Here is a 26,513-nt window from a genome sequence, read left to right on the forward strand (position 1 = left end):
CTTCCTGGTCGGTGACACCAGCCATCCTCCGCTTCAAAGTGCTCACCTTCTGAGCACTTTGTGGGAGGATCCTGGATCATGCGCGCCGATCGTCTCGTGGCCGTCCTGCTGCTGATGCAGACCCGTGGCCGCGTGACCGCGGCCGAGCTGGCCGCCGACCTCGAGGTGTCGGTCGCCACCGCCCGCCGGGACCTGGAGGCGCTCGCGGCGGCGGGCGTCCCGGTCTATCCGCAGCCCGGCCGCGGTGGCGGCTGGTCGCTGGTCGGTGGCGCCCGCACCGACCTCAGCGGCCTGACGGTGGCCGAGGCGCAGGCACTGTTCCTGCTCGTCGGCCCCGCCGCCGTCTCGCCCGAGGCCAGAGCGGCGCTGCGCAAACTCCTGGGCGCGCTGCCGCGGACCTTCCGGGCCGACGCCGAGGCCGCCACCGCCGCGACGATGACCGACCCCGCAGGCTGGGGCGAGCGGGACCGTCCCAGGCCCGCGATGGTCGACCTGCTGCAGACCACCGTGGTCCGGCGCCGCAAGGTCCGCCTGACCTACGCCGGCCGCGATCGGAAACCGGCGGAGCGGCTGGTCGATCCGTGGGGCCTGGTCGACAAGGACGACACCTGGTACCTGCTGGCGGGAACCGACCGAGGACGACGGACCTTCCGCATCGACCGGATCATCCAGGCCGCACCGACCGATCAGCCCGCCGAACGCCCGGACGACTTCGTCCTCACCGCCGCCTGGCAGGAGGTCGTCGACGAGATCGAACAGCGGCGTTCGAGGACCTGGGCGACCGTGCTCGTCCAGGAACGGTTCGTGCCGATCCTGCGTGACCAGTTCGGCCGGCACTGCCACACCGACGGCGAACCCGACCGGGGGCGGGTCCGCGTCCGCCTCGCCGCCCCGACCCCGCTGGACATCGCCCGACACCTCGCCGGCTGGGGCACGCTGATCGAAGTCATCGAACCCCGCTCCGTCCAGGACGAGCTCGCCCGCATCGGCGCCGAGCTCGTCAGCCGATACCCGGGCGGGCACACCGACCGCAAGGCCGCCGCGATCGGGACCGGACACCGCGGTGCCGAGCACGTGAGGCCAGCTGCCGGGGGGTGACCTGGCCCTTGGGCGGTGGCGTCGCTCACCGCGGACCGCCAGGTTGGCCACCCCCACTACGCCGGGGACATCACCTCGTAGAGGTTGCCGGAATCGTCGCGGAAGAACAGCCCCCGAGCGCACAGTGGATGGTCGGTCCGTCCGTTGTCGGGTACGCCGGGCTCGCTGCCGTACGGCACCCCACCGTCGCGTAGCCGGGCCAGGATCGCGTCGAAGGTGTCCGGGTCCACGTCGAACGCCAGGTGGTGGCCCTCGGGCGCGGGCACGCTCATGAAGTCCAGGGTGAGCTGATCGTTGACCCGTACCGGGGCGAAGTGGCCGTTGCGCCCGGCCGGCGGAAGCACCGGCAGCCCATGATGTCGGCGAAGAAGCCCGCCGCCGCCCGGTGGTCCCGAGCCGGGACGATCGTGTGGTTGAGGGTGACGCTCATCGGTCCTTCTCCGGTTCGGCTGGCGCTAGCGCGCCGTGCAGGAACAGGTCGACCAGTTCGGCCGGGGTCGGCGTTGCGCCGGCCAGCGGGGTGCGGCTGGGCACCAGGACGGCCAGGAACAGGGCGGCGAGTTGGTCGGCGGGCAGCCGCAGCCGGTCCCCCTCGGGCGCGAGCAGCGCGGCGACGGCGGCCCGGACCGCGTCGGCCGACTCCTCCCGGGCCGATGCGCGGTCGCGGACCGGCGGGACGTCGCGCTGCCCGCGGCCGGGGCGGCCGGCGGCGTGGGCGGCGGCGAGCACCGCGCCGATCCGGTCGAGGTGCGCGCGCAGGGCCGTGGCGGCGGCGGCGAGCCGGTCGCCGAGAGGCTGATCGAGCGGGATCGCGGCCACCTCGCTGAGGGCCGTGTCGGGGCGCAGCGCCTCGGCGACGCAGGCGTCGAGCAGGGCGTCCTTGTCGGGGAAGGCGCGGAAGACGGTCGCCTCGCCGATGCCGGCGGCGCGGGCGACCTGGGCGGTGGTGACCGTGGCGCCGTGCGTGGCGAGCAGCGGCAACGCGGCCCGCACGATCATGGCACGACGCTCGTCGGGGCTCAGTCCCGGCGCGCGGCGCCGGGGTGTCTCAGGGTCCGTCATGGCATCCAGCGTGCGGAGTGAGTACTCACTCCGTCAACGGGATTATCCCCGCCGTCGGGACCGGGCCGCCCAGATGACGTACGCGGGATCCCGGTCCAGGTTGTGCCGGTCCCGGTCGTAGCGGCGGGTGGTGCGCGGGTCGGCGTGCCCCATGGCGTCCTGCACGTCCTCCAGCGGCACGCCCTCGGCGCGGGCGGTGGTGGCGAACGCGTGCCGCAGCGAGTGCGGGGACAGCTTCGCCCAGGCGGGGATCCCGGCGGCCCGGGCGAGCCGGCGCACCAGCCGGAACACCGAGTGCCGGTCCAGCCGGGCGCCGCTGGCGGTGACCAGCAGCGGCCCGGTCAGCTCGGGCACGGTCACCCCCTGCGCGGCGGCCCGGGCGGCCAGGTAGGCGTCCACCGCGTACGCGGTGCCGGGGGTGAGCGCGCGGCGGCGGACCTTGCCCCCCTTGCCGACGAACCGGAGGCTGCGGTGCCCGCGCTCCGCGCCCAGGTCGGTCAGGTCCAGCGAGATCAGCTCACCGACCCGCAGGCCCAGGTCGGCCAGCAGGGCGATGGCGGCCCGGTTGCGAGCGGCGGTCGGGCCGGTGTCCGCCTCGGCGGCCGCGAGCAGCGCGTCGACCTCCTCCGGGGTCAGGCCAACCGTGGCGGAGTGGTCCCGGTCGACCCGCGGGCGGTCGGCGGCGGTGACCGGGTTGGCGTCGACCGCGCGCAGCTTGACCAGGAAGTCGAACCAGCTGGACAGCGCGGACAGGCGGCGGGCGACGGTCGCCGGGGTGAGCGGCCGGCCGCTGCGCACGCCCAGCGTGGCCTCCAACTCCCGGCCGTAGGCGTTGACGTCGAGGAAGCTGGCCCGCAGCGGGTCGAGGCCCCGGCCGGCGCACCAGCTCAGCCAGCCGGCCACGTCGCGCCGGTACGCGTCCCGGGTGTGCTCCGACAGCCGCCGGTTCCGCAGCCACGCCTCGGTGAAGTCGGCCGGCCCGCCGGTCAGGGCGGGCCGCACCGACCCGCGGGGCAGCACCTCGGGACGCAGCATGCGAGAAAGACTCTCAGCCGGCGGGCGGAATCGCGACGAGGCGCGCCCGACCGGAATCCGACGAAGATCACACCGTTCCGCCGCCTGCCGGCCGCCTGGGCGGGCCACCAGCGGTTTTCCGGTCCGGGATACCGTCACCGGGTGCGTGCCAGCCGCCTGGTGTCCCTGCTGCTGCTCCTGCAGACCCGCGGGCGGATGACCGCCCAGGAGCTCGCCGACGCCCTGGAGGTCTCCGTCCGGACCGTCTACCGCGACGTCGAGTCGCTCGGCGCCGCCGGCGTCCCGGTGTACGCCGACCGCGGCCCGGCCGGCGGGTACCGGCTGTTGGAGGGCTACCGGACCCGGCTGACCGGGCTGACCGCGCCGGAGGCGGAGGCGCTGTTCCTGGCCGGGATGCCCGGCCCGGCCGCCGAGCTGGGCCTCGGTCAAGTGGTGGCCGCGGCCGAGCTGAAAGTGCTCGCCGCGCTCCCCGACGAGCTGGCCGACCGGAGCGGTCAGGTGCGGCAGCGGTTCCACCTGGACGCGCCTGGCTGGTTCCGCCAGCCCGAGCCCACCCCGCATTTGGCCACCCTGGCCCGGGCGGTGTGGGAGGACCGGCTGGTGGAGATCCGTTACCGGCGCTGGCGGGCCCCGCGCGAGGTGACCCGGGTGGTGGCCCCGCTGGGCGTGGTGCTCAAGGCGGGCCGCTGGTATCTGGTGGCCCGGTGCGGCGAGCAGCTGCGCACCTACCGGGTCGGCGCGGTGCTCGACCTGGTGGTGCGCGACGAGCGGTACGCGCGGCCGGCGGACTTCGACCTGGCCGGGTACTGGCAGGAGTGGACCGCGCGGTACGAGCGGGACGTCTACCGCGGGCAGGCCCGGGTGCGGATGACGGTGGCCGCGCTGGAGTTCGCGCAGTACGTCTTCCCGCCCGAGATGAGCCGGGCGGCCCGGGCGGCGGCCGGCGAGCCGGACGAGCACGGCTGGCTGGAGACCAGCGTGCCGATCGAGTCGGTGAAGCACGGCCACACCGAACTGCTCAAGCTGGGCGCGGAGGTGGAGGTGCTGGCGCCGGCCGAGCTGCGGGAGCGGCTGGCCGCCACCGCCCACGCCCTGGCCCGGCTCTATCCGGTGCAGACACCGGTGGGCGCCTCCGCCCCGGACGCCTCAACCGGTGAGTCGGATTGACCCCCGTTCAGCGCGGGGCGACCGGGTCGTCGACCCGGGCCGGCAGCAGCTTCTCGAACCAGTGCTGGGCGTACGGGCCGTCGTTGAACGCGGGGATCTCGCGGTAGCCGTGGCGGGCGTACAGGGCGCGGGCCTCGACCAGGTCGGCGCGGGTGTCCAGCCGGAGCCGGTCCGCCCCGCTCGACCGGGCGTACGCCTCGACGGCGGCCAGCAGGGCAACCCCGCCGCCGGTGCCGCGGTGCGCGGGGCGGACGTAGACCCGGGTGAGTTCCGCCCAGCGGGGACGCCAGCGCAGGCCGGCGCAGCCGGCGAGCCGCCCGTCGCGGCGGGCCAGCACGAGCAGCCCGGTGGGCGGCGCGAGGTCGTCGCTGGGCATCTCGGCCAGCGCCTCGGTCACCTCGGCCGGCCGTTCCGGCCGGCCGTGCCAGCGGCGGACCATCTCCGCCATGTACTCACGCAGCAGGATCGCCGCCTCGGGAGTGTGGGGTGGAGTGGGACTGGTCGTCCAGGTCGTCACCGCTCGATCCTCACCGCACCGTCAAACGCCTTTCGCCCGCCCACCGCGGATGGGGCGGGCGAACCGCAGGCCGCCGACCGGCCCGCGGAGGCGCGGCCGGCGTTCTGACGGACCGGCATGGTGCGGTCGCGGGCCGTCGCCTCGACCGCTGCGCGCGCCTCGACTCAGGGAGTTGCCCCGCCGACAGGATGCGCCGGTCAGGGGTGAGCCGGCGGGCGCTCTGCGGCGAGGGCGACCCGGCGCAGCAGGTCCGACAGCAGCCGCCGCTCCTGCGGGGTGAGCGCGCCGAGCACCCGGTGCTCCTCGTCGCCGACCACCCCGAGCGCGCGCCGCCAGGCCGTCCGGCCGGCCTCGGTCAGTTCGACGTCGATCCGCCGCCGGTCCAGCGGCGAGGGGATCCGCCGGACGAACCCGCGGTGGACCAGCGCGTCCACCCGGGCGGTGATCGAGGCGGGCGCCATGCGCAGGTCACCGGCGATCTCCGAGGGGGCGGCCCGGCCACCGCGTCCAGCCAGGGCGTGCAGGGTGCCGTACTCCTTCTCCTGGAGGTCCAGGTCGGCGAGGGCCCGGTCCTTCACCTCGCGCAGGTGCCGGGTGAGGACCGACATCCGGGTGACCGCGCCCTCCACGTCGGGGTCGAGGTCGGGCAGGACGGGCAGCCAGCGCGCCACGTGCTGGTCGGTGCGGTCGCGGTCGGTCACCCGCCCCACGGTACGCCGTCGCCGAAATATTCGTTGTCGAAATGTTCGACGTCGAAGTATCCTACGGGGGTGACACACCCCCTCCGGCTCCGCGCCTTCCGCCTGCTCTTCCTCGGCCGTACCGCCTCCGCCCTCGGCGACGCCGTCGTCCCCACCGCCCTCGCCCTGGCCGTGCTCCGCGCCACCGGCTCGACCAGCGCCCTCGCGGTGGTGCTGGGCTGCGCCATGGTGCCGCGACTGCTGCTGCTCCCCCTCGGCGGCGTGGTCGCCGACCGGTTCGACGCCCGCCGGGTGGCCCTCGTAACCGACCTGGTGCGCTGCGCCGCCCAACTGGTCGTCGGTGTCGAACTGCTCGGCGACGCCCCCGCGCTGCTCCACATCGCGGTCGCCTCCGCCGTCGGCGGCGCGGCCTCGGCCTTCGCCATGCCCACCGCGTCCCCACTCGTCGCCGGCACCGTCGACGCCGAAGGGCGGCAGCGGGCCAACGCGCTGATGGGCGTCACCGCCAACGCCAGCCGGCTCGCCGGCCCCGCCCTGGCCGGCCTGCTGGTCTGGACCGCCGGCCCGGGCTGGGCGTTCGTGCTGGACGCCGCCTCGTTCGCGGTCAGCGCCGCCCTGCTGTCGGTCATCCAGGTCCGGCACGTCGCCGTCCCACACCGGTCGCTCCGCGCCGACCTGGTGCTCGGCTGGCGGGAGGTCCGCTCCCGCGACTGGTACTGGAGCAGCCTGCTCGCGCACGGCGTGTGGAACGGCGCCGCGGCGGTGCTGCTCACCGTCGGCCCGGTGGTCGCCGTGGACCGCCTCGGCGGGGAGGGGATCTGGGTGCTGCTGCAGCAGGGCGGCGCGGTCGGCCTGCTGCTCGGGTCACTGCTCGCCGCCCGGGTACGCCCCGCCCGGCCGGTGCTGCTCGGCAACCTGGCCCTGGCCACGTACGCGGCGCCGCTGCTCCTGCTCGCCGTCGCCGCGCCCGCCCCGGTGAGCATCGCCGCGTACTGCCTCGCGCTGGTCGCGCTCGGCTTCCTCAACCCGGTCTGGGAGACCGTGGTGCAGGGCCAGTTCCGGCCCGACGTACTGGCCCGGGTCACCTCGTACGACTGGCTGATGTCGCTGGGCGCCATGCCGGTCGGGTACGCCCTCGCCCCGCTCGCCGCCCGCGCCTGGGGCCCGTCGACGCCCCTCGCCGTGGCCGGCGTGCTGGTGCTGCTCGCCTGCGCCGGCACCGCCGCCGTCCCCGGCGTACGCCGGATGCGCTGGCCGGTCGACGCCCCGCCCGCGCCCGTGGCGCAGGTGCCGGCGGGGCGCTGACCGGACCGGTCAGAGCCGGTGCCCGGTGGTCGCGTCCACGTGGTCGGGCACCTCGTCGTGCCGGTCCCCCACGCTGGACGTCCCGGACGGCTCGAACATGAGGATCGACGCGCCGTCCGGCGCGGACGGCCGGTGCTCCACCCCACGCGGCACCACGAACACCGCGCCGCGCGGCAGCACCACCTCCCGCTCGGCGCCGTCCCGGCCGTCTCGCAGGGCGATCCGCAACTCCCCGTCGAGCACCAGGAAGAACTCGTCGGTGTGCTCGTGGGAATGCCAGACGTGCTCGCCGGCCACCTTCGCGATCCGGATGTCGTAGTCGTTGACGGTGGTCACGATGCGCGGACTCCACAGCTGGTCGAAGCGCCCCAGGGCGGCTGCCAGCTCGATCGGTTCAGCTCTCATCCACCCATCGTCGCCCACGATCACAGGGGACGGTGCATCACGTGCAACCCGACCCGGCCCAGGCTCGGATGCGCGAACGCCTCGGGCACCGTGCCGATCACCGTGAAGCCGAGCCGCCGGTACAGCTCAACGGCCGGCACGTTGCTCTCCACCACGGCGTTGAACTGCATCGCGGCGTAGCCCCGGCGGCGGGCCCAGGCCAGGGCGTACTCGGTCAGGGCCCGGCCGACGCCGCGGCCCCGGGCGTGCGCGGCCACCATGAAACTGGCGGTGGCCACGTGCGCGCCGGGGCCGGGCCGGTTGGTGCCCATCTTCGCGGTGCCCAGCACCGTGCCGTCCGCCTCGGCGACCACCGTGTGACCGGGCGGCCGCTCCACCCACACGTCGTAGGCGACCTCCGCGGGCCACGCAGGGTCGTACGTGAAGGTCTCCCCGGCGGTGATGACGTCCTCGACGATGGGCCAGACCTGCGCCCAGTCGACCTCGGTGAACTCCCGGATCAGCATGCCGGGCACGCTAGTGAGCCCGCCCGCCGCGCAGCGACTCGGTTTTCTGGCGCCCGTGCTCGAACTGTGATCCGCCGGCCAGTGGACGGGGCCGCACGCGTCGGCAGCCTGCACCATCATGGGCACATGGTCGAACCCGCCACCGACCTGGACCGTAGCGAGGCGCCGCCCGAGGTGGCCGCACCACCGCCGGCCGGTCCCCGCACCGTCGGGCCGTGGCTGGTCGGCGGTGCGGTCAGTGCCGTGCTGCTGCTGCTCGCCGGCCGGTACGGCTACCACCGCGACGAGTTGTACTTCCTGCTCTGCGGCCGGCACCTCGACTGGGGGTACGTCGACCAGGGTCCGCTGGTGCCGGCCCTGGCCCGGCTGCTGGACACCCTCGCGCCCGGCAACCTGGTGGTGCTGCGTACACCGTCGGCGCTGATCGCCGGGGCGGCGGTCGTGGTGGTCGCGGCGATCGCCCGGGAGTTCGGCGGCGGCCGGGGCGCGCAACTGTTCGCCGCGTTCCTCGCCGCGGTGGCGGGCATCGTGCTCGCCCCCGGGCATCTGCTCAGCACCACCACCGTCGACCTGCTGGTCTGGCTCGTCGCCGCCTGGTGCGCGGCGCGGATGCTGCGCACCGGCGGCACCCGCTGGGCCCTCGGCGTCGGCCTGGCGCTCGGCGTCGGCATGCTGAACAAGCTGCTGCCCGCCCTGCTTGCCGTGGGCCTGCTGGCCGGGGTGGCGATCGGCGGGCCACGCCGGCTGCTGCGCGACCGGTGGGTGTACGCCGCCGCCGGCATCGTCGCCGTGCTCGCCGCTCCCTACCTGCTCTGGCAGGCCGCGCACGGCTTCCCCCAGCTGTCCGTGGCGTCCTCGATCGCCGGTGGCGACAGCTCGTACAGCGGCCGGCTGGACGCGTTGCAGCTGCAACTGGTCATCATCAGCCCGTACGCGGTGCCGATCTGGGTCGCCGGGCTGGTGGCGCTGCTGCGCCGGCCGGCCTGGCGGGCGTACCGGGCGATCGGCTGGGCCTGGCTGGTGGTGTTCGCGATCGTGCTGCTCGCCGGCGGCAAGGGCTACTACGACGCGCCGCTGCTGTTGGTGGTCACCGCCGCCGGCGCGGTCGTCACCGCCGAGTGGGCCGGCCGGGGCGTGGTGCTCGCCCGGCGGGCGCTGCTCGCCGCCGGCGCGGCCGTGGCGGTTGCCGGCAGCGCCGTCCTGCTGCTGCCCACCCTGCCGGCCGACCGGCTGCCCGGCTTCGTGGTCGACGTCAACTACGACGCCGGCGAGACCATCGGCTGGCCGGCGTTCGCCGACTCGCTCGCCGCCGTGCACCGCGGCCTGCCGCCGGAGCAGCGGACCCGCGCGGTGATCCTCACCGGCAACTACGGCGAGGCGGGCGCGGTGGCCCGCTACGGGCCGCAACGGGGCCTGCCGCGGGCGTACTCCGGGCACAACAGCATGGCCGGATTCGGCCGCCCGCCGGAGGACGCCGATGTGGTGATCGCGGTCGGCTGGGCCCGCCCCGACCAGCTGCGGGGCTGGTTCACCGAGGTCACCGAGGCCGGCCGGATCGACCAGCGGGTCGACGTCGACAACGACGAGAACGGCCTGCCCGTCTACGTCTGCCGTGGGCTGCGGCGACCGTGGTCGCAGCTCTGGGACACCGAGGTACGCCACGCCGGCTGAGCATGCTCGGGCACCGTGAATACTTGTCGGCATGCTCTGGGGCGTCAGTGGTCCGATCTTCCTCCTCGACTACGTCGCGGGGGTGGCCGGGGCCCTCGCGATAGCCCTGTCCGTGCGGGCGCTGGTCGGATGGCGGACCCGGGGCGAGCCGCTGTCGACCGTCGAGCTGGCGTACCTCACGGATCGGGCCGGACTGGCCTGCCAGGTGGGTGTGGCCGCGCTGCGTCGGGCCGGGGTGGTGCAGCTCGGTGAGCTGGCCACCCTGTCGGTGGGCGGGCCACCGCCGCCCGGGTCCGCCCCGCTGGTGCGCGCCCTGCACGCCGCGCTGCGCCGGCCGCAGACCTGGGCCGCCGTGCTCGCCGATCCGGGCGTGGGCCGTGCGCTGCGTCGGCTGGTGGGCCGGCTGGTCCGCGACGGCTGGCTGCTCACCCCGGTCCAGCGGCGGCGCCTGGCGCTGGGCACCCTGCCGCTGTTCGCGGTCGCCGCGGTCGGGGTGACCCGGCTGGTGGACAGCGCGGTCGAGGGGCGCATGGCCGGCGGCCCGGCCTCCGTGGTGGGGCTGCTGCTGTGCTGCCTGGCCACCGTGCTCGGCGGCTGGTGGCTGTGCGAGGTGCCGGAGACCGGTGCGGCCGCGCGGCGGCTGCTGCGCCGGCAGCGCCGCATGTACGCGGAGCTGGCACCGGAGCGGCGGCCCGCGTGGAGCGAGCGGGGCACCGACGAGCTGCTGACCGCGATGGCGGTGTTCGGGCCGCGCCCGCTGCTCGCCGTCGACCCGCGCTTCGCCGAGCTGGTCGGGGTCGACGCCGAGCGCACCCGGCCGCGGGAGTACGCGAAGACCGCGCGCTGACCCGGCCGCGACAGGACGCGCGTGGCGCCTTCCGGCTCGCCTGCACGGCAGTATGATCTGAGTATGACGAAGCGGGTGACGGTCAGCCTGCCGGACGACGTAGCGGCCTACCTGGAGCGGGAGGAGAACGCCTCGGCGGCGGTCGCCGACGCGCTGCGCGCCCGTATGGACCGGGCCGCTGCGACGGCCGCGATGCTGCGTGCCGTCGGCATCGACGTGACGGACGACGGCGTGGCCCGGGTACACGGAAAACTGCCTCCCCTCACCCCCGAGCAGCGGGCGGAGAACGCGCGACGCCGCGACATGCTCCGGGACGGCACCTGGCCCGAGGCCGACTCCGCGGCTGCTGCCTGATGCCCACCGACGACATCGAGATCCGGGCGATCCTGGACGCCTCCGCCATACTGTCCTACTCCCGCGGCCACGTGCACGTCGGTGAGCTGCTGGTCGACATCGCCGACGAGGGTGCCTACGTGGGCCTGCCCACCGTCGCGCTGCTCGAGGCGTACGCGCAGACCAGCGAACGACCGGCGGCCGCCCGGCTCGGCGTGCTGGCCACCCTGCCGGGCGTGGCGGTGCTGCCGCTGTCCGCTCCCGATGCGGCCCAGGCCGCCACCACGGTGCGCCTGACCAAGGGCGACCTGGCCCGTGCCCACGCCGTGTGGGCGGCACTGCGGCACGACGCGTACTTCCTGACCTGCGAGCCGCACCTGGTTCCCGCGGTGATCGCTCCCGAACTGGTCCATCACATCCCCGTGGACGACGCCTGACCTTGGCGGGCACGGGGATGCGGTGTGGGGATCAGCGGATTTTCCCGGCGAGCCGGATCACCCGCGCCAACTCCTCCACCTCCGCGTCCTCGCTGGCGGCGGCCGCCCGCTCCGCGATCGTCGCCAGGTCGCCCAGGCGCACCTCCCGGCCGTACGGGCCGCCCTGCAGCGACTGCGCGAAATAGGCCGCCGCGTAGCAGGTCCGCAGCTGTGGCGACGCCTCGCCGAACGCCCGCCTCAGGTCGCTGACGGTCACCGACTCGTACGCCTCGGCGGGCGCCCGGTTCGTCGGGTCGGTCCAGCGCACCTGCACACGGGCGACCCGGGCCGACGGGGGCGGCCCGTCGGCCAGCCGGACGGCGTAGAGCGCCGTGACGCTGTGCCCGGGACCGACCTCGCCGCCGTCGACGCGGTCGTCGCGGAAGTCCTCGTCGCTGATCGCCCGGTTGTCGTACCCGATGAGCCGGTAGGACCGCACGGCGGCCGGTTCGAAGCTGACCTGCACCTTGGCGTCGAGCGCCCGGACGCTCAACGTCGCCGGCAACTGCCGGACGAACACCTTCCGGGCCTGGTCGCGCTCGCTGGCGTACACCACGAAGCCGTCGCCCTTGTCGGCGAGTTGCTCCATCAACTCGTCGCCGTACTCGCTGCCGACCCCCACGCCGAGCAGGGCGATCTCCTTCTCGGCCTCGTCACGTACCCGGCGCAGGATCGGCTCCGCCTCGGTCCGGCCGACGTTGGCGAGCCCGTCGGAGAGCACGATCACCCGGTTCGTCGCGCCGGGTCGGAATCCCTCACGGGCCACCCGGTAGCCGAGCACCAGGCCGGCTTCGAGGTTCGTGCTGTCCTGGGTACGCAGCGAACCGATGGCGTCGTGCAGTTCGTCGGCGTCGGACAGCCGGGTCATCTCCCGCACTACCCGGGCCTCGTCGCTGAACGCCACGACGGCGATCGAGTCGGTACGGCGCAACTGGTCCACAAGGGTATGCAGCGCGTCCTTCACCAGATCGAGGCGCCCGGGCTCGCGCATCGATCCGGAGACGTCGACGACGAAGGTGAGGGCGGCGTCGGGACGGCTCTCCGCGTCCTCCGCGCGGGTCTGCAGGCCGACCCGCATCAACCGGACCTCCCCGCCCGCCTCGTGGGACTCCGGCAGCCGCGCGCCGTCGACGTGTACGGCGAAGCCGTCGCCGGCCGGCTCGGGGTAGTCCTGCCGGAACGAGTTCACGAACTCCTCGGGCCGCACCGCGGTCCGCTCGGGCAGCTGCCCGTCCATGATGAGCCGGCGGGCCCTGCTCACCCTCACCGTGGCCGCCGGCGGTTGCCCGCGGCCCGGCCCGACCCGCCCCTGGGAGGACCCCATGACCACCCCCGCCGACAAGGCTCTGCTCGCCGCGGCGAGCGCCGACGACGCGGCCGGCGTACGCGCCGCGCTGGCGGCCGGCGCGGACCGCGAGGCCCGCGACGCGCGGCAGCGTACGCCGCTGCTGCTGGCCGCCGCGAACGACCACGTCGAAGCCGCCCGGGTGCTCGTTGACGCGGGCGCGGACCCGAACGCGCTCGACGACCAGCACGACACCCCGTGGCTGGTGACGGGCGTGACCGGCAGCGTGCCGATGCTCGAGGTTCTGCTGCCCGCGGGGCCGGACCTCACGATCGTGAACCGCTACGGCGGCATCTCGATCATCCCGGCGAGCGAGCGTGGCCACGTCGACTACGTCCGCCGCGTCGTCGGTACCGGCATCAACGTCAACCACGTCAACAACCTCGGGTGGACCGCCCTGCTGGAATGCGTCCTCCTCGGCGACGGGACGAAGCCCTACCAGCAGATCGCGGAGATCCTCGTGGCCGCCGGCGCGGACGTCCACCTGCCCGACAAGGACGGCGTCGACGCGCTGCGGCACGCCCGCGACCGCGGGTACGACCAGATCGTCGCCGTCCTGTCACGCTGAGCACCGCGCGGGCGCGGACGGCCGCCACCACGACGACCGCCCGCTGCGGGCCGGCGGCGCATGGGGCACAGTGACACCGGCGGCCGGCGTACGGCCGGAGCCAGAAAGGCGGTGGCCGGTGGAGGGCCCGACCGGGGTGGTGTTCCCCCTGACCGACGGCACCCGCAGCACGACGGCGCTCGGCCGAGCGGTCGTCGCCGACGCGCTGCGCGCGGTCGACCCGGTCGGCGCGCGTTCGGCCGAACACGAGACGAACTGGCGGCACGGCTATCTGGTCCATTTCCGGCGGCTCGTCGAGGCCGGCCTGCTCTCCCGCGACGCCGCGGTAACCATCGCCCGCGACGGCCTGGCCGCCCTGCACGCCCGGATGCGGGTCGTCGCGGAGGGCGGCGCGGAGCTGCCGCTGGACGAGGTGTTCGCCACCGGTGCCGGGCAGCCGCCGCTGGACACCGCCACCGTCACCGGCACCGGCGAGCCCGAGCGGGAACTGTCGCTGCCGTACCGCGGGCAACGGCTGCGCGGCGATCGGCTGCACCACCGGCTCGACGCCTGGGTCGCCGCCGGCGTGATCGAGCCGTCCTGCGCCGAGGCGGTCCGCGCGGTCATCGCCAACCCGGACTGGCTCGACCTGCGCGACCAGCGGATCGTGGTGCTCGGCGCCGGCGCCGAGATGGGCCCCCTGCCGTCGGTGCTGCGTTGGGGCGGCGACGTCGTGGCGGTCGACCTGCCGCGGCCGGACATCTGGCGGCGGCTGCTGCGCACCGCCCACCGGTACGGCGGCCGGCTGCACCTGCCGGTGCGCCCCGGCACCGGCGACGACGACGAGGCCCTCGCCGCGGGCGCCGGCGCGGACCTGCTGCACCGGCTGCCGCAGGCCGCGCAGTGGCTGCTCGGCGTGGACGGCCGGCTCGTGCTCGGCAACTACGTCTACGCCGACGGCGCCACCAACGTGCGGGTCGCCATGGCCGTCGACTCGCTCACCCGGCACCTGCAGCAGCGCCGCGACGACCTGGCGCTGGCCTTCCTCGCCACCCCCACCGACGTGTACGCCGTCCCCGCCGACGCGGTCGCGTACGCCGAGCGGGGGTACGCGGCCCGCGGCCTGGCCCGCCGGTCGCTGCGGCTGCTCTCCGGCGGGCGGCTGCTGCACCGCAACTACCCGCCCGGCGCCGACCCGGGCATCAACGACAGCCTCGTGCCGCAGCAGGGCCCGAACTACGCCCTCGCGAAGCGGCTGCAACGGTGGCGGGCGGCGGTGGCACGCGACGCCGGAGCGACGGTGTCGTTCACGGTGGCGCCGCCGACGCGTACCCGCTCGGTGCTGCGCAACCGGGCGCTCGCCGCCGCGTACGCGGGCGCGCACCGGTTCGGCATCGAGGTGTTCGACCCGGCCACCAGCAACACCCTGATGGCCGCGCTGCTCGTGCACGATCTGCGCACCGGCGGCGGCCCGGCGCAGGACCACCCGTGGCGGGACGAGGCGTACGGGGCGGCGCACGGCGGGCTCTGGCGGGTGCCGTACGCCCCGCGCAGCGCCCTCGGGCTGGCCGTCCTGCTGGGCCTCGGCGCCGCCCGCGGCTGAGCCGGGGCTGGCCGGCGGCTACCTGGCCAGGACGTCGACGGCGAGTTCCTTCACCACCGACTCGTCGACGTCCACGCCGAGCCCCGGCCCGGTCGGCACCTGGGCGACACCGTCGCGCACCTGCACGGTCGTCCCGGTGGCGTACGACGACTCCAGGAACTGCCGCCCGTTGAGGTCCACCGGCGTGTCGATGCCGTACGCCGCGAACAGGTGCACCGAGGCGGCCAGACCCAGGTCGGAGTCGGTGAGCCCGGAGCCCATCAGCCGCACGCCGGAGTCCTCGGCCAGGGCGCACAGCCGCCGCGACAGCGTCAACCCGCCGCTGCGCTGCACCTTGGCGATGGCCACGTCCACCGCGTCGAGCTTCACGAAGGTGGCCAGGTCGCTGGGGTGGCGCAGGCTCTCGTCGAGCGCCACCGGCAGCGGCGAGGCCTCCCGCAGCCGGCGCAGCCCGGCGACGTCGTTGGCCGGCAGCGGCTGCTCGAACGCGGTGACGTCGAGGTCGGCCAGCCGGCGGGCCATCCGCAACGCCGCGTCCACGGTGTACGCCTGATTGGCGTCCACCCACAGCGCGGCCTCGGGCGCGGCCTCGCGGACCGCCCGCACCACCGCGGCGTCCTCGGCCTCGCGGTGCAGGCCGACCTTCACCTTGAACGCCCGGTAGCCGAGGGCGTGTCCCTCCGCCACCGCGTCGGCCACCTCGCCGGCGGTCTGCCCGGAGACGATCCAGCCCAGCTCGATGGTCTCCCGGCGGCGCTGCCCCCACAGCACCCCGACCGACACGCCGAGCGCCCGGCCGAGCAGGTCGTGCAGCGCGACGTCGACGGCGCACTTGGCCAGCGGCGCGCCGATGGTGAAGCCCCGGTTGACGGCCCGGTCGAACGCGGCGGTCACCCCGTCGAGGTCCCAGGCCGGGCGGCCGAGCACCGCCGGGGCGAGGTACCGGTCGATGGTGGTGACGATGGATTCGGCGGTCTCGTACGTCCAGGCCGGGATCGGGGTCGCCTCGCCCCAGCCGGCGACACCGTCGGCGCTGACCTTGACCAGGACGCGGATGCTGGGCGTGCCGGCGACGGCGACCGACCCGCCGGACACTCCGAACGAGCGCACGGTGGGCAGCGCGACGGCGTACGTCTCGACCGAGTCGATGGTCAGTCCGGCCAGGGCAGTGGCAAGAGGGGTCACGGGTGGGCCTTTCGTACGGGTGGGATCAGGTCAGCTTGGCGGTGCTGGCCCGCACGACCACCTCGCCGCCCATCCGCAGGATCCGCCGGCGCCGCCCGGTGTTCTCGGTCAGCGCCACCTCCATCGCCTTCTCCCCGAGCTGCTGCAACGGCAGCGCGACGGTGGTCAGGGGCGGGGTGAGGTCGCGGACGATCGGGATGTCGTCGAAGCCGGCGACGGAGACGTCGTCCGGCACGGACAGGCCGTGGTCGCGCAGCGCCGCGCAGGCGCCGATGGCCATCACGTCGGTCAGCGCGAACACGCAGGTGGCGGTCGACCCGCGGGCCAGCAGTTCGGTCATGGCGCCGTACCCGCCGTCGCGGGTGAACGGGCCTTCCACGATGTCGGCCGGGTCCAGCGACACGCCGGCCTTCTTCAGCTCGTCGCGGAAGCCGCCCAGCCGGTCGGCGACCGTGGTCAGCGCCGGCGGCCCGGCGAGCACCGCGAACCGGCGGTGCCCCAGGTCGAGCAGGGCGCGGGCCATGGCGGACGCACCGGCCCGGTTCTCCGGCAGCACACTGTCGACCTTCAGGCTGCGGTGCCGGCTGACCACGGCGACCCGCCCGCCACCCTCCAGGTAGGGCTTGAGCTCGGCGTCCAGGGCCCGCTCCCAGCGCGGGTCCTCGAACCCGGAACCGATGAGCAGGATGGCCGGCGCCCGCTCGGCGCGCAGCATCGACACGTACGCGATCTCCCGTTCCGGGTCCCGGAACGTGCTGGCCAGCATCACCAGCAGGTCGTTGTTGCCGGCGATGCGCATGACGCCGCCGGCGACCGCGGCGAAGTAGGGGTCGCTGACGTCGTGGCAGATCACGCCGACCGTGCGGTGGGAGGCGCCGGCCAGGGCGCGGGCGTGCGCGTTCGGCGTGTACGCCAACTGCTCCGCCGCCGCCAGCACCCGGTCCCGCAGTTGCGGGGTCACCCGCATGCCGTTGAGTGCCCGGGAGGCCGTGGCCAGCGAGACGTCGGCGGCTCTGGCCACGTCTTCCAGGGTCACGTGCGTCCGTGGCTGCATGGACTTTCCCCCTGCGGAAGTTCTTGACCGGATTATTTCGGCGTGGTTACCGTAGCACCCTGAAAGCGCTTACTGAAAGCGCATTCAGGGCCGAGACCTGGAGTTTCCGGACGTCCTCGGCCCTACCGACGGCACGCGCCTACCCAGCGGCTGAGTACCCGGAACCGCCGGACAGCCAGGGAGAACGGAGGGTCATGGCCGCGCAGAGCACCATCGAGCAACGGGAGCCGACCGCTCCCGCCCGCACCCCCGCGCGGGCCGCACGCCGCCGGGGTCGGGCCGGCGGCGGCCTGCTCCGGTTCGTCCGGAGCACCTGGCGCCCCGCCGCGGTCCTCGCGGCCATCTTCGTCGTCTGGTGGGCGGTCACCGCGGCGGACCTGGTCAAGCCGTACCTGGTTCCCGCGCCGGGCACCACGCTGGACGTCGTCCTCGCCCAGACCGGCTACTTCGCCCACCACACCTGGATCACCGCCTACGAGACGATCCTCGGCTTCGCCATCGCCATCGTGGTCGGCGTGCTCTCCGCCGTCGTGATGGTGTACTCCCCGACGGTCGAGAAGAGCCTCTACCCGCTGCTGCTGTTCGCCCAGGTCATCCCGAAGATCGCGATCGCGCCGCTGTTCGTCGTGTGGCTCGGCTTCGGGCTCACCCCGAAGGTCGTCGTCGCGGTCCTGATGGCCTTCTTCCCGATCGTCATCTCCACGGTCACCGGCCTCAAGTCGATCGACCCGGAGATGCTGCAACTGTCGGCGACCATGGGCGCAGGCCCCGGCCAGACCTTCCGGAAGATCCGCTTCCCGGCCGCCCTGCCGCACCTGTTCTCCGGCCTCAAGGTCGCCGCCACGATGGCCGTCACCGGCGCCGTGGTGGGCGAGTTCGTTGGCGCCAACGAGGGCCTCGGCTACGTGATCCTGCAGGCCAACGGCAACCTCGACACCCCGATGCTGTTCGCCGGGCTGCTCATCATGTCGCTGCTCGGCGTGGTCCTGTTCGTGGTCGTGGAACTGCTCGAGTACTTCGTCCTTCCATGGCACGCCAGCCGCCGTACCGACGCCGCTACGACGTCGCTCTGAATAGGAGACCCGTCCCATGAAGTTGCGCACCCTCGCCGCCGCGCTCGTGCCGGCCCTCATACTGGCCGCCACCGCCGGCTGCGGCTCGTCCTCCGACGAGCAGGCCAAGACCGCCCAGGGCCACGACAAGGTCACCCTGACCCTCAACTGGTACCCGTACGGCGAGCACGCCCCGTTCTACTACGGTCAGAAGCAGGGCATCTTCGCCAAGCACGGCATCGACCTGACCATCCAGGCCGGCCAGGGCTCACAGAAGACCGTCCAGGCCACCGCCGCCGGGCAGACCGACTTCGGCTGGGCCGACACCCCCGCCCTGCTCTCCGCAGTGGGCCAGGGGATGGACGTCAAGAGCGTCGGCGTCTTCCTGCAGACCACCCCGTCGTCGGTGCAGTTCTTCAGCGACAAGAACATCAGCTCCCCCGCCGACCTCAAGGGCAAGACCATCGCCTCCACCGCCGGCGACGCGCTGAGCAAGACCTTCCCGGCCTTCCTCAAGGCCAACGGCCTGGCCGCCTCCGACGTGACCCTGCAGAACACCGACCCGGCCGGCAAGATGGCCGCCGTCATGTCGGGCAAGACCGACGCGCTGCTCGGCTTCGCCACCGACCAGGGCCCGACCATGCAGGAGAAGGCCGGCAAGCCGGTCTCCTACCTCAAGTTCGCCGAGCACGGCCTGACCTTCTACAGCAACGGCCTGATCGCCTCCACCGACACCATCAAGAACAAGCAGGACCTCGTCAAGCGGATGGTCGCGGCCAGCAGCGAGGCCTGGGCCGCCGCCGAGAAGGACGCGGCCGGCGCCGTCACGGCGATGGCCGGCGCCTCCCAGCAGCTGCCGTCGGAGAAGGTGCTCACCGACCAGTTCAACGCCACCCTGCAGCTGCTGCACACCGACGCCACCAAGGGTCAGGCGCCCGGCATCAACGACGAAGCCGACTGGACGAAGACGATCAAGGTGTTCGCCGACGCCGGCGTGATCAACAAGGCCGATTCCCCGGCGACCTACTGGGACGCGAGCTTCGCGCCGAAGGGATGAACCCGAGATGACGGTCGGCAACACCACCACGAAGCGGCCCGCTGACGCCACGGCGACCGGCGCCGCGGTCGAGATCGACCAGGTCGCGGTCCGCTTCCGTACCAAGAAGAAGGACGTCACCGCGCTGCGCGACGTCTCGCTGCGGATCGAGCCCGGCGAGTTCGTCTCGATCGTCGGCGCCTCCGGCTGCGGCAAGTCGACGCTGCTGAAGCTGGTGTCCGGCCTGCTGCGGCCCTCGTCCGGTGAGGTCCGCCTGCACGGCGAGGACGTGCGGGGGCCGCGGCGCGACATCGGGTACGTCTTCCAGCGCGCCGCCCTGCTGGAGTGGCGTACGGCCCGGAAGAACATCCTGCTCCAGGCCGAGATGCGGCGCCTGCCCAAGGCGCAGGTACGCCAGCGCGTCGACGAGCTGATCGCGATGACCGGCCTGACCGGCTTCGAGGACGCGTACCCGAACGAACTGTCCGGCGGGATGCAGCAGCGGGTGGCCCTGTGCCGCGCGCTGCTGCACCGCCCCCCGGTCCTGCTCATGGACGAGCCCTTCGGGGCGCTGGACGCCCTCACCCGCGAGCAGATGAACGTCGAGCTGCGGCGCATCTGGCGGGAGACCGGCACCACCGTCCTGCTCGTCACCCACTCCATCGCCGAGGCGGTCTACCTGGCCAACCGGGTGATCGTCATGACCCCTCGACCCGGCACCGTCGCCGAGGTCATCGACGTCGACCTCCCCGTCGAGCGCGACTACGGCCAGACGATGTCGGAGCCGGAGTTCGCGCGCGCCACGGGACGCATCCGGGACCTCCTGGGTGCGACGACGACCGCCGAATAACCACCGGACCTGGGAAGGAAACACAGTGGAGCGCACGTCTATCGGGATCATCCTCAACGGCGTGACCGGACGGATGGGCTACCGCCAACATCTCGTCCGGTCCCTGCTCGCCATCCGCGAGCAGGGCGGACTGCCGGCCCGCGACGGCAGCCGCATCTGGCCGGAGCTGACCCTGGTGGGCCGCAACGAGGCCAAGCTCGCCGAGATCGCCGCCCGGCACGGGCTGACGTCGTACACGACGGACCTGGACGCCGCGCTCGCCGACGACTCCCACCAGATCTACTTCGACGCGCAGGTCACCGCCCAGCGGGAGAAGGCCATCCGGGCGGCGATCGACGCGGGCAAGCACGTCTACACCGAGAAGCCGCTCGCCGAGGGGCTGACCGGTTCCCTGGAACTGGCCCGGCTCGCCGCCGCCAAGGGCATCAAGAACGGCGTCGTGCAGGACAAGCTGTTCCTGCCCGGCCTGCGCAAGCTCAAGCGGCTCGTCGACGGCGGGTTCTTCGGCCGGATCCTGTCGGTACGCGGCGAGTTCGGCTACTGGGTGTTCGAGGGCGACTGGCAGGACGCCCAGCGGCCGAGCTGGAACTACCGGGCCGAGGACGGCGGCGGCATCGTCGTCGACATGTTCCCGCACTGGCACTACGTGCTGGAGCAGATCTTCGCCCCGGTCACCGCGGTGACCGCGCACATCGCCACCCACATCCCCGAGCGGGTCGACGAGACCGGCCAGACCTACCGGGCCACCGCCGACGACGCCGCGTACGGCATCTTCGAGCTGGCCGGCGGCATCACCGCCCAGATCAACTCCTCCTGGGCCGTGCGGGTCTACCGCGACGAGCTGGTCGAGTTCCAGGTCGACGGCACCCACGGCAGCGCCGTGGCCGGGCTGCGCGAGTGCCGCATCCAGCACCGCGGCGCCACCCCCATGCCGGTGTGGAACCCGGACCTGCCGGTCACCGAGAACTTCCGCGGCCAGTGGCAGACCGTCCCCGACAACGAGGACTTCGACAACGGGTTCAAGGTCCAGTGGGAGGCGTTCCTGCGCCACGTCTGCGACGACGAGCCGTTCCCGTGGGACTTCCTGGCCGGCGCCCGCGGCGTGCAGCTCGCCGAGGCCGGCCTGCTGTCGGCGCGCGAGGGCCGCCGGGTGGAGATCGAGGAGATCACCCTGTGACCGCCCGGATCACCCTGCCCATCCCCGGCGGCGGCACCAAGGCCCTCACCCTGCGCGAGCCGGCCGGCTGGCAGCGGCCGGCCGGCCCGCCGGCCAGCCGGATCGCGTACGCCGCGGCGCACGTGGTCGCCGACCCGTACGCCGACAACGCCCCCGGCCAGCCCGCCCGGCTGGACTGGGACGCCACCCTGGGCGTGCGGCGCAACCTGTGGTCCTGGGGGCTCGGCGTCGCCGAGGCGATGGACACCGCCCAGCGCGGCATGGGGCTGGACTGGGCCGCCACCCAGGAACTGATCCGGCGCAGCGCCGCCGAGGCCGCCGCCTGCGGCGGACGCATCGTCGCCGGCGCGGCCACCGACCAACTGACCGGCTTGCCCGACACCCTCGACGACGTCGTCACCGCGTACGCCGAGCAGGTCGCCTTCGTCCAGGAGTGCGGCGCGACCGCGGTGTTGATGGCCAGCCGGCAGTTGGCCGCGCTGGCCACCGGCCCCGACGACTACCTGCGCGTCTACGACCAGGTGCTGTCCGACACGACGGCGCCGGTCGTGCTGCACTGGCTCGGCGACATGTTCGACCCCGCCCTCGCCGGCTACTGGGGCTCGACCGACCTCGACGAGGCGACCAAGACGTTCGTGTCGCTGGTGCAGGCCCACGCCGACGTCATCGACGGGGTGAAGGTGTCGCTGCTCGACGCCGAACGGGAGGTCCGGCTACGGGAACTGCTGCCGCCGACCGTCCGGGTCTACACCGGCGACGACTACCACTACCCCGAGCTGATCGCCGGCGACGGCCGGCAGTTCAGCCACGCCCTGCTCGGCGCGTTCGCGGCCATCGCCCCCGCCGCGTCGGCGGCGCTGCAGCGCCTCGACACCGGCGACACCGCGGGCTTCCGGGAGATCCTCGACCCGACCGTACCGCTGTCCCGGCACGTCTTCGCCCCGCCCACCCAGTACTACAAGACCGGCATCGCGTTCCTGTCCTGGCTCAACGGCTTCCAGCCCGGCTTCACCATGGTCGGCGGGCTGCACAGCGGGCGCAGCGTGCCGCACCTGGTGCAGGCGTTCCGCCTCGCCGACACCGCCGGCCTGCTGCTCGACCCGGACCTGGCGGTCGAGCGGATGCGCCGGTACCTGTCGGTCGCCGGGGTGAGTGCGTGAGCGCCGTCGACCCGCGCCTGGCGCGGCTGTCGCTCAACCAGCGCACCACCGAGTCGTGGTCGGTCCGCGAGGCCGTCGAGGGCTGCGTCCGAGCCGGCATCCCGGCCATCGGCCTGTGGCGCGAGCCGGTGGCCGAGATCGGCGTGGCCGCCGCCGCGAAACTCGTCGCCGACGCCGGGCTGCGGGTGTCGTCGCTGTGCCGCGGTGGCTTCCTCACCGCCGACGGCGACGCCGGCCGCGCCGCGCTGGCGGACAACCGGCGCGCCATCGACGAGGCCGCCGGCCTGGGCACCGACTGCCTGGTCATGGTGGTCGGCGGCCTGCCGCCCGGCTCCCGCGACCTGCGCGGCGCCCGGCAGCGGGTGGCCGACGCGCTCGCCGAGCTGGCCCCGTACGCGGGCGAACGCGGCGTCCGGCTGGCGCTGGAGCCGCTGCACCCGATGTACTGCGCCGACCGGGCCGTCCTGTCCACCCTCGGGCAGGCGCTCGACCTCGCCGAACCGTTCCCGGTCGAGCAGGTCGGCGTCGTGGTCGACACCTTCCACATCTGGTGGGACCCGGACGTGTGGCGGCAGATCGCCCGGGCCGGCGCGCGCATCGCCAGTTTCCAGGTCTGCGACTTCCTCACCCCGCTTCCGGCCGACGTGCTGCTCGGCCGGGGCATGATGGGCGACGGCCACATCGACTTCCCGCCGTTCCGGCGGGCGGTCGAGCAGGCCGGCTACGCTGGCGACACCGAGGTGGAGATCTTCAACGCCGAGGTGTGGGCGACCGACCCGGACGAGGTCCTCGCGACCATGAAGGACCGCTACCTGCGGCTCGTGCTGGCCGACTGATGCGCGTCGTCGTCGCACCCGACTCGTTCAAGGGCAGCCTGGGCGCCGACGCCGCCGCCCGGGCCCTCGCCAGTGGCTGGCTCGCCCGCCGGCCCGGTGACGAGACACGGCTGCTGCCCCTGGCCGACGGCGGCGAAGGCACCGTGGACGCCTTCGCCGCCGCGCTGCCCGACGCCGAACGCCGCACGGTGACCGTGCCCGGGCCGGACGGCCGGGCGGCGACCGCCGCGTGGCTGCTGCTGCCCGACGGGGCGGCCGTGCTGGAACTCGCCCAGTCCAGCGGGCTGCCGCTGATGGCCGCCCCGGACCCGCTCCACGCACACACGTACGGGCTCGGCGCGGTCGCCCGGGCCGCCCTCGACGCCGGGGCCACCCGCCTCGTCATCGGACTCGGCGGATCCGCGTCCACCGACGGCGGCACCGGCGCGTTGCGCGCCCTGGGGCTGCGGCTGCGCGACGCCCAGGGCCGGGACCTGCCGCTCGGCGGCGCCGCCCTGGCCGACCTGGACCACGTCGACACCACCGAACTGCTGCCCGCGCCGTCCGGCGGGGTGCAGTTGCTGGTGGACGTGACCGCGCCGCTGACCGGCCCGGCCGGCGCCGCCGCCGTGTACGGGCCGCAGAAAGGTGCGGAACCGGCCGACGTGACGCTGCTGGACGCGGCGCTGCGCCGGCTCGCCGAGCAGGCCGGCGGCCACCCCGACGAGCCGGGAGCGGGGGCGGCGGGCGGCACCGCGTACGGCCTCGCGGCGCTGTGGGGGGCCGGGATCGTGCCGGGCGCGACGACGATCGGGGAACTGGTCGGGCTGACGGACGCGCTCGCCGGCGCGGACGTGGTGCTCACCGGTGAGGGACGGTTCGACGAGACCTCGCTGACCGGCAAGGTGGTCGGCTCGCTGCTGGCGGCGGCCACGTCCGCCGCCGTACCCGTGGGGGTGGCCGCGGGGCAGGTCAATGGGCCGGTTCCCGGATCGGTGTCGGCGGCGGTGTCCCTGGTGGAGCTCGCCGGCTCAGTCGACGGGGCCCTGGGTGACCCGACGCGCTGGCTGTTCAAGGCCGGTGGCGTGCTGGCCGACCGGCTCGGCGCACTCTGACGTCGAGACCCGGGAGATGTGCCGGGCGGTGGCGCGGCTATTCCAATCGGGCCCGTCGGTTTCGTCTCCGGCGCCACAGCAGGAACGCGGCGCCGAGGACGACGACGCCTACGACGGCGTTCAGGACCATCGGCCAGGGGCCGCGGTGCGGGCGACCGGCGCGCCGCACCGTCAGGTCGGTCAGCAGTCCGGTGGCCAGGTGCAGGTCGAAGACCTGACATCCCTGGGTGCCGAGTTCACAGGTGCTGCCGGTGTCGAAGCGGGACAGGGTCCGGCGGGTGCCGGCGTCGAGGTGCACCTCGACCAGCGCCACATGGCCCGCGGCGTTGAGGGTCGCGACGACCATGCTGTCCGCCGAGCGCCAACCGAGCAGTTGCACCACGTCCGGGACCGGCGCGGGTGCCGTGCCGCCACCGGAGACGGGCACGAACTCGACCTCACCGGTCTTCCAGAGGAAGGTGCCGTGGCTGGTGTCGCCGCCGGAGGTGCCGTTGAACGGCCCGTCCGTGAGCCACGGCACGGTGGCGAGGAACGTGCCGTCCGGCGACCAGCCGACGTCGGCGGCCAGCTCGCGTCCACGCGGGATCGGGACGCTGGCGTACTCGCGGCCGTCGACGTCGACGAGGTGGGCCGTCTGGCCGACCTGCACGGCGAGCCGGCGGCTGTCCGGCGCGAACGCCGCCGTCCACGCCGGCTTGATCGCCGGCAGCTCGGTGCTGCGTCCGGTCGACAGGTCGAGCAGCCGCAGCGTGCCGGTGCGGGCCACCTGGGCCTCGACGACGTTGACGGTGCCGAACTCGTCCGTGCGGATGACGGGTGCGGCGCTGTACGCGACGTGACGGCCGTCGGGGGACCAGGCCAGCAGCCGCACGCCGACCGGGTCGCCGAGCGGGATCGACCGGCGCTTGCCGGTGGTCAGATCGACGAGGATCAGGTCGGCGGTCGCGCCGCGGTCGTCGCCGAGCAGCACTCGGGTGCCGTCCGGGGCGAGCAGCGCCGACGGGCGGTCCCGCTCCTCCATGGCGTCGACCCGCCGGTAGGTGTCCCCGTCGGCCCCGACGACCAACGACTGGAACATGTTGAACGCCTCGCCGTTGCCGTAGCCGTAAAGGGCGATCGCGCGGCCGGGCGGAGCCGACGCGACGGTGCTGGTCAGCATGGAGTACCCGGCGAAGCGGTCCGGCAGGCTCGGCTTCGTCGACGGGGCTGCCGGCTGGACGGGAAGCGGGACGCCGGGCACCACCAGGACGGCCAGGAGGAGCACGACGACCGCCCAGGCAGCGGCGACGCCGATCCGCTGGCGGCGGACCGAGCGGCGGCCCCGGGCGAGCACGGTGTCCAGGTAGCCGGGCGGCAGCGGCGGCGGATCGTCCGGCAGGGTGGTGAACAGGTCTCTCATGGCGTGTCCGACCCTCCCGGCACGTAGTTCGGCAGCAGGCGGCGCAGCGCCGCGATGGCGTACGAGGTCTGGCTCTTGACGGTCCCGGCCGAGCAGCCCAGCACGGCGGCGGTCTGCGCGACGTCCAGGTCCTCCCAGTACCGCAGGACCAGCACCGCGCGCTGCCCGCGGGACAGCTTGGTGAGCGCGGCCAGCAGGTCGACGCGGTGGTCGGCACCGGCCAGCGGCGCCGTCGACGGGGCGATCACGTCGGCCACCGGCCGGACCCGGCGGGTCCAGGACCGCTCCCGCTCGGCCAGGTACGCGTGGACGAGCATCGCCCGGACGTAGGCGTCGAGCGAGTCCGCCGCCGTCGCCTTCCGCCAGTGCCGGTACAGCGCGACGAGGCACTCCTGCACCAGGTCGTCGGCGGCCGACCACTGCCCGCACAGCCGGTACGCCAGCCGGCGCAGCCACAGCATGCGTGCCTGGACGTACTCGACGTACTCTCGTTCACTCCGCAACCCGGCCTCCCACCACACTAAGAGTGGCCCGGGACCCGTTTCGGTTGTGGCGCCGCTGGACGAGGTTCGGTCCAGGATGACTCGGTGCCTGTCACGATTGCCGCCCGACCGGACATGGGGTGAAGGTGAGCTCCGGGACCGAGCACGAGGACCACTTCCGACTCGTCGACGCGGCCAACTTCGCGCCTCTGCTGCGCCCGGTGTCTTCGTCGAGCTCCGTACCGGAGGCCACTGGACCCGGGACGATTCGACCCAGGTCCTCACCGCTGTGGTGCGCGTCGACGTGCGCACCTGGCTGGCTGCGCTTCCGTCGGAGATCGTCACGCCGGCCCGCGTGGAAGCCCAGGCGGCCAATGTGCTCGCCGACGTGCCGCTGCCGCCGAACTTCGACGTCGCTGCGCTCAAGGACGTCGGCACCAACCCTGAGACGCGGTGGGGGGGGGGGGGGGGGGCGCCCCCCCCCCCCCCGGGGGGGGGGGGGGGGGGGCGGCGGGGGGGGGGGGGCGGGCGGCCGGGGGGGGGGGGGGGTTTGTGGGGGGGGGGGGGGCC

28 protein-coding genes are annotated in these 26,513 nt (G+C 74.3%); 16 read left to right on the forward strand and 12 right to left on the reverse strand.

Annotation, left to right across the window (positions count from 1 at the left end):
- Positions 1-78 precede the first annotated feature (78 nt).
- Positions 79-1,098, forward strand: coding sequence for a helix-turn-helix transcriptional regulator (locus tag ACFYM6_RS25050; protein WP_387279217.1), 1,020 nt, complete (start codon positions 79-81; stop codon positions 1,096-1,098).
- A gap of 56 nt (positions 1,099-1,154) precedes the next feature.
- On the opposite strand, the gene ACFYM6_RS25055 is transcribed toward ACFYM6_RS25050, so the two are convergent.
- From ACFYM6_RS25055 to ACFYM6_RS25065, 3 genes are all read right to left on the reverse strand, one after another.
- Entirely contained in the window at positions 1,155-1,442 is a 288-nt protein-coding gene (locus ACFYM6_RS25055) for a VOC family protein (RefSeq protein WP_387279219.1), read from the reverse strand.
- 82 nt (positions 1,443-1,524) lie between these two features.
- Positions 1,525-2,160, reverse strand: a complete 636-nt coding sequence (locus ACFYM6_RS25060; protein WP_387279221.1) for a TetR/AcrR family transcriptional regulator — start codon at positions 2,158-2,160, stop codon at positions 1,525-1,527.
- Between the two features lie 42 nt (positions 2,161-2,202).
- Positions 2,203-3,195, reverse strand: a complete 993-nt coding sequence (locus tag ACFYM6_RS25065) for a tyrosine-type recombinase/integrase (protein WP_387279223.1) — start codon at positions 3,193-3,195, stop codon at positions 2,203-2,205.
- Positions 3,196-3,336: 141 nt separating this feature from the next.
- On the opposite strand from ACFYM6_RS25065, the gene ACFYM6_RS25070 reads away from it, so the two are divergent.
- Positions 3,337-4,362 carry a helix-turn-helix transcriptional regulator gene (locus tag ACFYM6_RS25070; RefSeq protein WP_387279225.1) on the forward strand — a complete coding sequence of 342 codons (1,026 nt, stop codon included), beginning with the start codon at positions 3,337-3,339 and terminating at the stop codon, positions 4,360-4,362.
- A gap of 7 nt (positions 4,363-4,369) precedes the next feature.
- On the opposite strand, the gene ACFYM6_RS25075 is transcribed toward ACFYM6_RS25070, so the two are convergent.
- Together ACFYM6_RS25075 and ACFYM6_RS25080 are read right to left on the reverse strand one after the other, a co-directional pair.
- Positions 4,370-4,879: a GNAT family N-acetyltransferase gene (locus tag ACFYM6_RS25075; protein WP_387279227.1), complete on the reverse strand. Its 510-nt coding sequence runs from the start codon at positions 4,877-4,879 to the stop codon at positions 4,370-4,372.
- 197 nt (positions 4,880-5,076) lie between these two features.
- The gene (locus ACFYM6_RS25080) at positions 5,077-5,580 is read right to left on the reverse strand and encodes a MarR family winged helix-turn-helix transcriptional regulator (protein WP_387279229.1); all 504 of its coding nucleotides are present in this window, start codon (positions 5,578-5,580) and stop codon (positions 5,077-5,079) included.
- 69 nt (positions 5,581-5,649) lie between these two features.
- Here ACFYM6_RS25080 and ACFYM6_RS25085 point away from each other — a divergent pair, with 69 nt between their 5' ends.
- Positions 5,650-6,885 carry an MFS transporter gene (locus ACFYM6_RS25085; RefSeq protein WP_387279231.1) on the forward strand — a complete coding sequence of 412 codons (1,236 nt, stop codon included), beginning with the start codon at positions 5,650-5,652 and terminating at the stop codon, positions 6,883-6,885.
- Between the two features lie 9 nt (positions 6,886-6,894).
- Here ACFYM6_RS25085 and ACFYM6_RS25090 read toward each other — a convergent pair whose 3' ends face one another.
- On the reverse strand, positions 6,895-7,290 hold the full coding sequence (locus ACFYM6_RS25090) for a cupin domain-containing protein (protein ID WP_387279232.1): 396 nt from the start codon (positions 7,288-7,290) through the stop codon (positions 6,895-6,897).
- Between the two features lie 20 nt (positions 7,291-7,310).
- Positions 7,311-7,796, reverse strand: coding sequence for a GNAT family N-acetyltransferase (locus ACFYM6_RS25095; protein ID WP_387279234.1), 486 nt, complete (start codon positions 7,794-7,796; stop codon positions 7,311-7,313).
- 126 nt (positions 7,797-7,922) lie between these two features.
- Between ACFYM6_RS25095 and ACFYM6_RS25100 the strand changes: the two genes are divergently transcribed.
- From ACFYM6_RS25100 to ACFYM6_RS25115, 4 genes are all read left to right on the forward strand, one after another.
- Positions 7,923-9,467 carry a glycosyltransferase family 39 protein gene (locus ACFYM6_RS25100; protein ID WP_387279236.1) on the forward strand — a complete coding sequence of 515 codons (1,545 nt, stop codon included), beginning with the start codon at positions 7,923-7,925 and terminating at the stop codon, positions 9,465-9,467.
- A 31-nt stretch (positions 9,468-9,498) separates the two neighbouring features.
- Entirely contained in the window at positions 9,499-10,314 is an 816-nt protein-coding gene (locus tag ACFYM6_RS25105) for a TIGR04222 domain-containing membrane protein (protein ID WP_387279238.1), read from the forward strand.
- A gap of 63 nt (positions 10,315-10,377) precedes the next feature.
- On the forward strand, positions 10,378-10,668 hold the full coding sequence (locus ACFYM6_RS25110; protein ID WP_387279240.1) for a hypothetical protein: 291 nt from the start codon (positions 10,378-10,380) through the stop codon (positions 10,666-10,668).
- A complete protein-coding gene (locus tag ACFYM6_RS25115) occupies positions 10,668-11,084 on the forward strand; it encodes a hypothetical protein (protein WP_387279242.1) in 417 nt (138 codons plus the stop codon). The genes ACFYM6_RS25110 and ACFYM6_RS25115 overlap by 1 nt, the downstream gene beginning before the upstream one ends.
- Positions 11,085-11,115: 31 nt before the next feature.
- Here ACFYM6_RS25115 and ACFYM6_RS25120 read toward each other — a convergent pair whose 3' ends face one another.
- A complete protein-coding gene (locus tag ACFYM6_RS25120) occupies positions 11,116-12,384 on the reverse strand; it encodes a von Willebrand factor type A domain-containing protein (RefSeq protein WP_387279244.1) in 1,269 nt (422 codons plus the stop codon).
- 61 nt (positions 12,385-12,445) lie between these two features.
- Here ACFYM6_RS25120 and ACFYM6_RS25125 point away from each other — a divergent pair, with 61 nt between their 5' ends.
- Both ACFYM6_RS25125 and ACFYM6_RS25130 read left to right on the forward strand, forming a co-directional pair.
- Positions 12,446-13,036 carry an ankyrin repeat domain-containing protein gene (locus ACFYM6_RS25125; protein ID WP_387279245.1) on the forward strand — a complete coding sequence of 197 codons (591 nt, stop codon included), beginning with the start codon at positions 12,446-12,448 and terminating at the stop codon, positions 13,034-13,036.
- 118 nt (positions 13,037-13,154) lie between these two features.
- Positions 13,155-14,618, forward strand: coding sequence for a hypothetical protein (locus ACFYM6_RS25130; protein WP_387279247.1), 1,464 nt, complete (start codon positions 13,155-13,157; stop codon positions 14,616-14,618).
- Positions 14,619-14,636: 18 nt separating this feature from the next.
- Here the strand turns inward: ACFYM6_RS25130 and ACFYM6_RS25135 are convergent, their stop codons facing one another.
- Both ACFYM6_RS25135 and ACFYM6_RS25140 read right to left on the reverse strand, forming a co-directional pair.
- Complete coding sequence (locus ACFYM6_RS25135; protein ID WP_387279249.1) at positions 14,637-15,803, reverse strand: mandelate racemase/muconate lactonizing enzyme family protein; 1,167 nt, start codon at positions 15,801-15,803, stop codon at positions 14,637-14,639.
- A 25-nt stretch (positions 15,804-15,828) separates the two neighbouring features.
- The gene (locus tag ACFYM6_RS25140) at positions 15,829-16,857 is read right to left on the reverse strand and encodes a LacI family DNA-binding transcriptional regulator (RefSeq protein ID WP_387279252.1); all 1,029 of its coding nucleotides are present in this window, start codon (positions 16,855-16,857) and stop codon (positions 15,829-15,831) included.
- Between the two features lie 194 nt (positions 16,858-17,051).
- Here ACFYM6_RS25140 and ACFYM6_RS25145 point away from each other — a divergent pair, with 194 nt between their 5' ends.
- The 7 genes from ACFYM6_RS25145 to ACFYM6_RS25175 are packed head-to-tail and all read left to right on the forward strand — an operon-like array spanning position 17,052 to position 24,062.
- Positions 17,052-17,930, forward strand: a complete 879-nt coding sequence (locus ACFYM6_RS25145) for an ABC transporter permease (protein WP_387279254.1) — start codon at positions 17,052-17,054, stop codon at positions 17,928-17,930.
- Positions 17,931-17,946: 16 nt separating this feature from the next.
- A complete protein-coding gene (locus tag ACFYM6_RS25150; protein WP_387279256.1) occupies positions 17,947-18,966 on the forward strand; it encodes an ABC transporter substrate-binding protein in 1,020 nt (339 codons plus the stop codon).
- Between the two features lie 7 nt (positions 18,967-18,973).
- Positions 18,974-19,795, forward strand: a complete 822-nt coding sequence (locus ACFYM6_RS25155) for an ABC transporter ATP-binding protein (RefSeq protein WP_387279257.1) — start codon at positions 18,974-18,976, stop codon at positions 19,793-19,795.
- A 25-nt stretch (positions 19,796-19,820) separates the two neighbouring features.
- Positions 19,821-20,972 carry a Gfo/Idh/MocA family protein gene (locus ACFYM6_RS25160; RefSeq protein ID WP_387279259.1) on the forward strand — a complete coding sequence of 384 codons (1,152 nt, stop codon included), beginning with the start codon at positions 19,821-19,823 and terminating at the stop codon, positions 20,970-20,972.
- Positions 20,969-22,132 carry a dihydrodipicolinate synthase family protein gene (locus ACFYM6_RS25165; RefSeq protein ID WP_387279261.1) on the forward strand — a complete coding sequence of 388 codons (1,164 nt, stop codon included), beginning with the start codon at positions 20,969-20,971 and terminating at the stop codon, positions 22,130-22,132. The genes ACFYM6_RS25160 and ACFYM6_RS25165 overlap by 4 nt, the downstream gene beginning before the upstream one ends.
- Positions 22,129-22,968, forward strand: a complete 840-nt coding sequence (locus ACFYM6_RS25170; RefSeq protein ID WP_387279263.1) for a sugar phosphate isomerase/epimerase family protein — start codon at positions 22,129-22,131, stop codon at positions 22,966-22,968. The genes ACFYM6_RS25165 and ACFYM6_RS25170 overlap by 4 nt, the downstream gene beginning before the upstream one ends.
- Positions 22,968-24,062, forward strand: a complete 1,095-nt coding sequence (locus ACFYM6_RS25175) for a glycerate kinase (RefSeq protein WP_387279265.1) — start codon at positions 22,968-22,970, stop codon at positions 24,060-24,062. Before ACFYM6_RS25170 ends, ACFYM6_RS25175 begins: the two co-directional genes overlap by 1 nt.
- Positions 24,063-24,099: 37 nt before the next feature.
- Here the strand turns inward: ACFYM6_RS25175 and ACFYM6_RS25180 are convergent, their stop codons facing one another.
- Both ACFYM6_RS25180 and ACFYM6_RS25185 read right to left on the reverse strand, forming a co-directional pair.
- Positions 24,100-25,461 carry a hypothetical protein gene (locus tag ACFYM6_RS25180; RefSeq protein WP_387279267.1) on the reverse strand — a complete coding sequence of 454 codons (1,362 nt, stop codon included), beginning with the start codon at positions 25,459-25,461 and terminating at the stop codon, positions 24,100-24,102.
- Positions 25,458-25,964 (reverse strand): SigE family RNA polymerase sigma factor, encoded by a 507-nt coding sequence (locus ACFYM6_RS25185; protein ID WP_387279269.1) that lies wholly within the window; start codon positions 25,962-25,964, stop codon positions 25,458-25,460. Before ACFYM6_RS25185 ends, ACFYM6_RS25180 begins: the two co-directional genes overlap by 4 nt.
- Positions 25,965-26,513 lie beyond the last annotated feature (549 nt).

Origin of the sequence: Micromonospora sp. NPDC006431, assembly GCF_042870725.1 — a bacterium.
In the GTDB taxonomy this organism is placed as follows: Bacteria; Actinomycetota; Actinomycetes; order Mycobacteriales; family Micromonosporaceae; genus Micromonospora.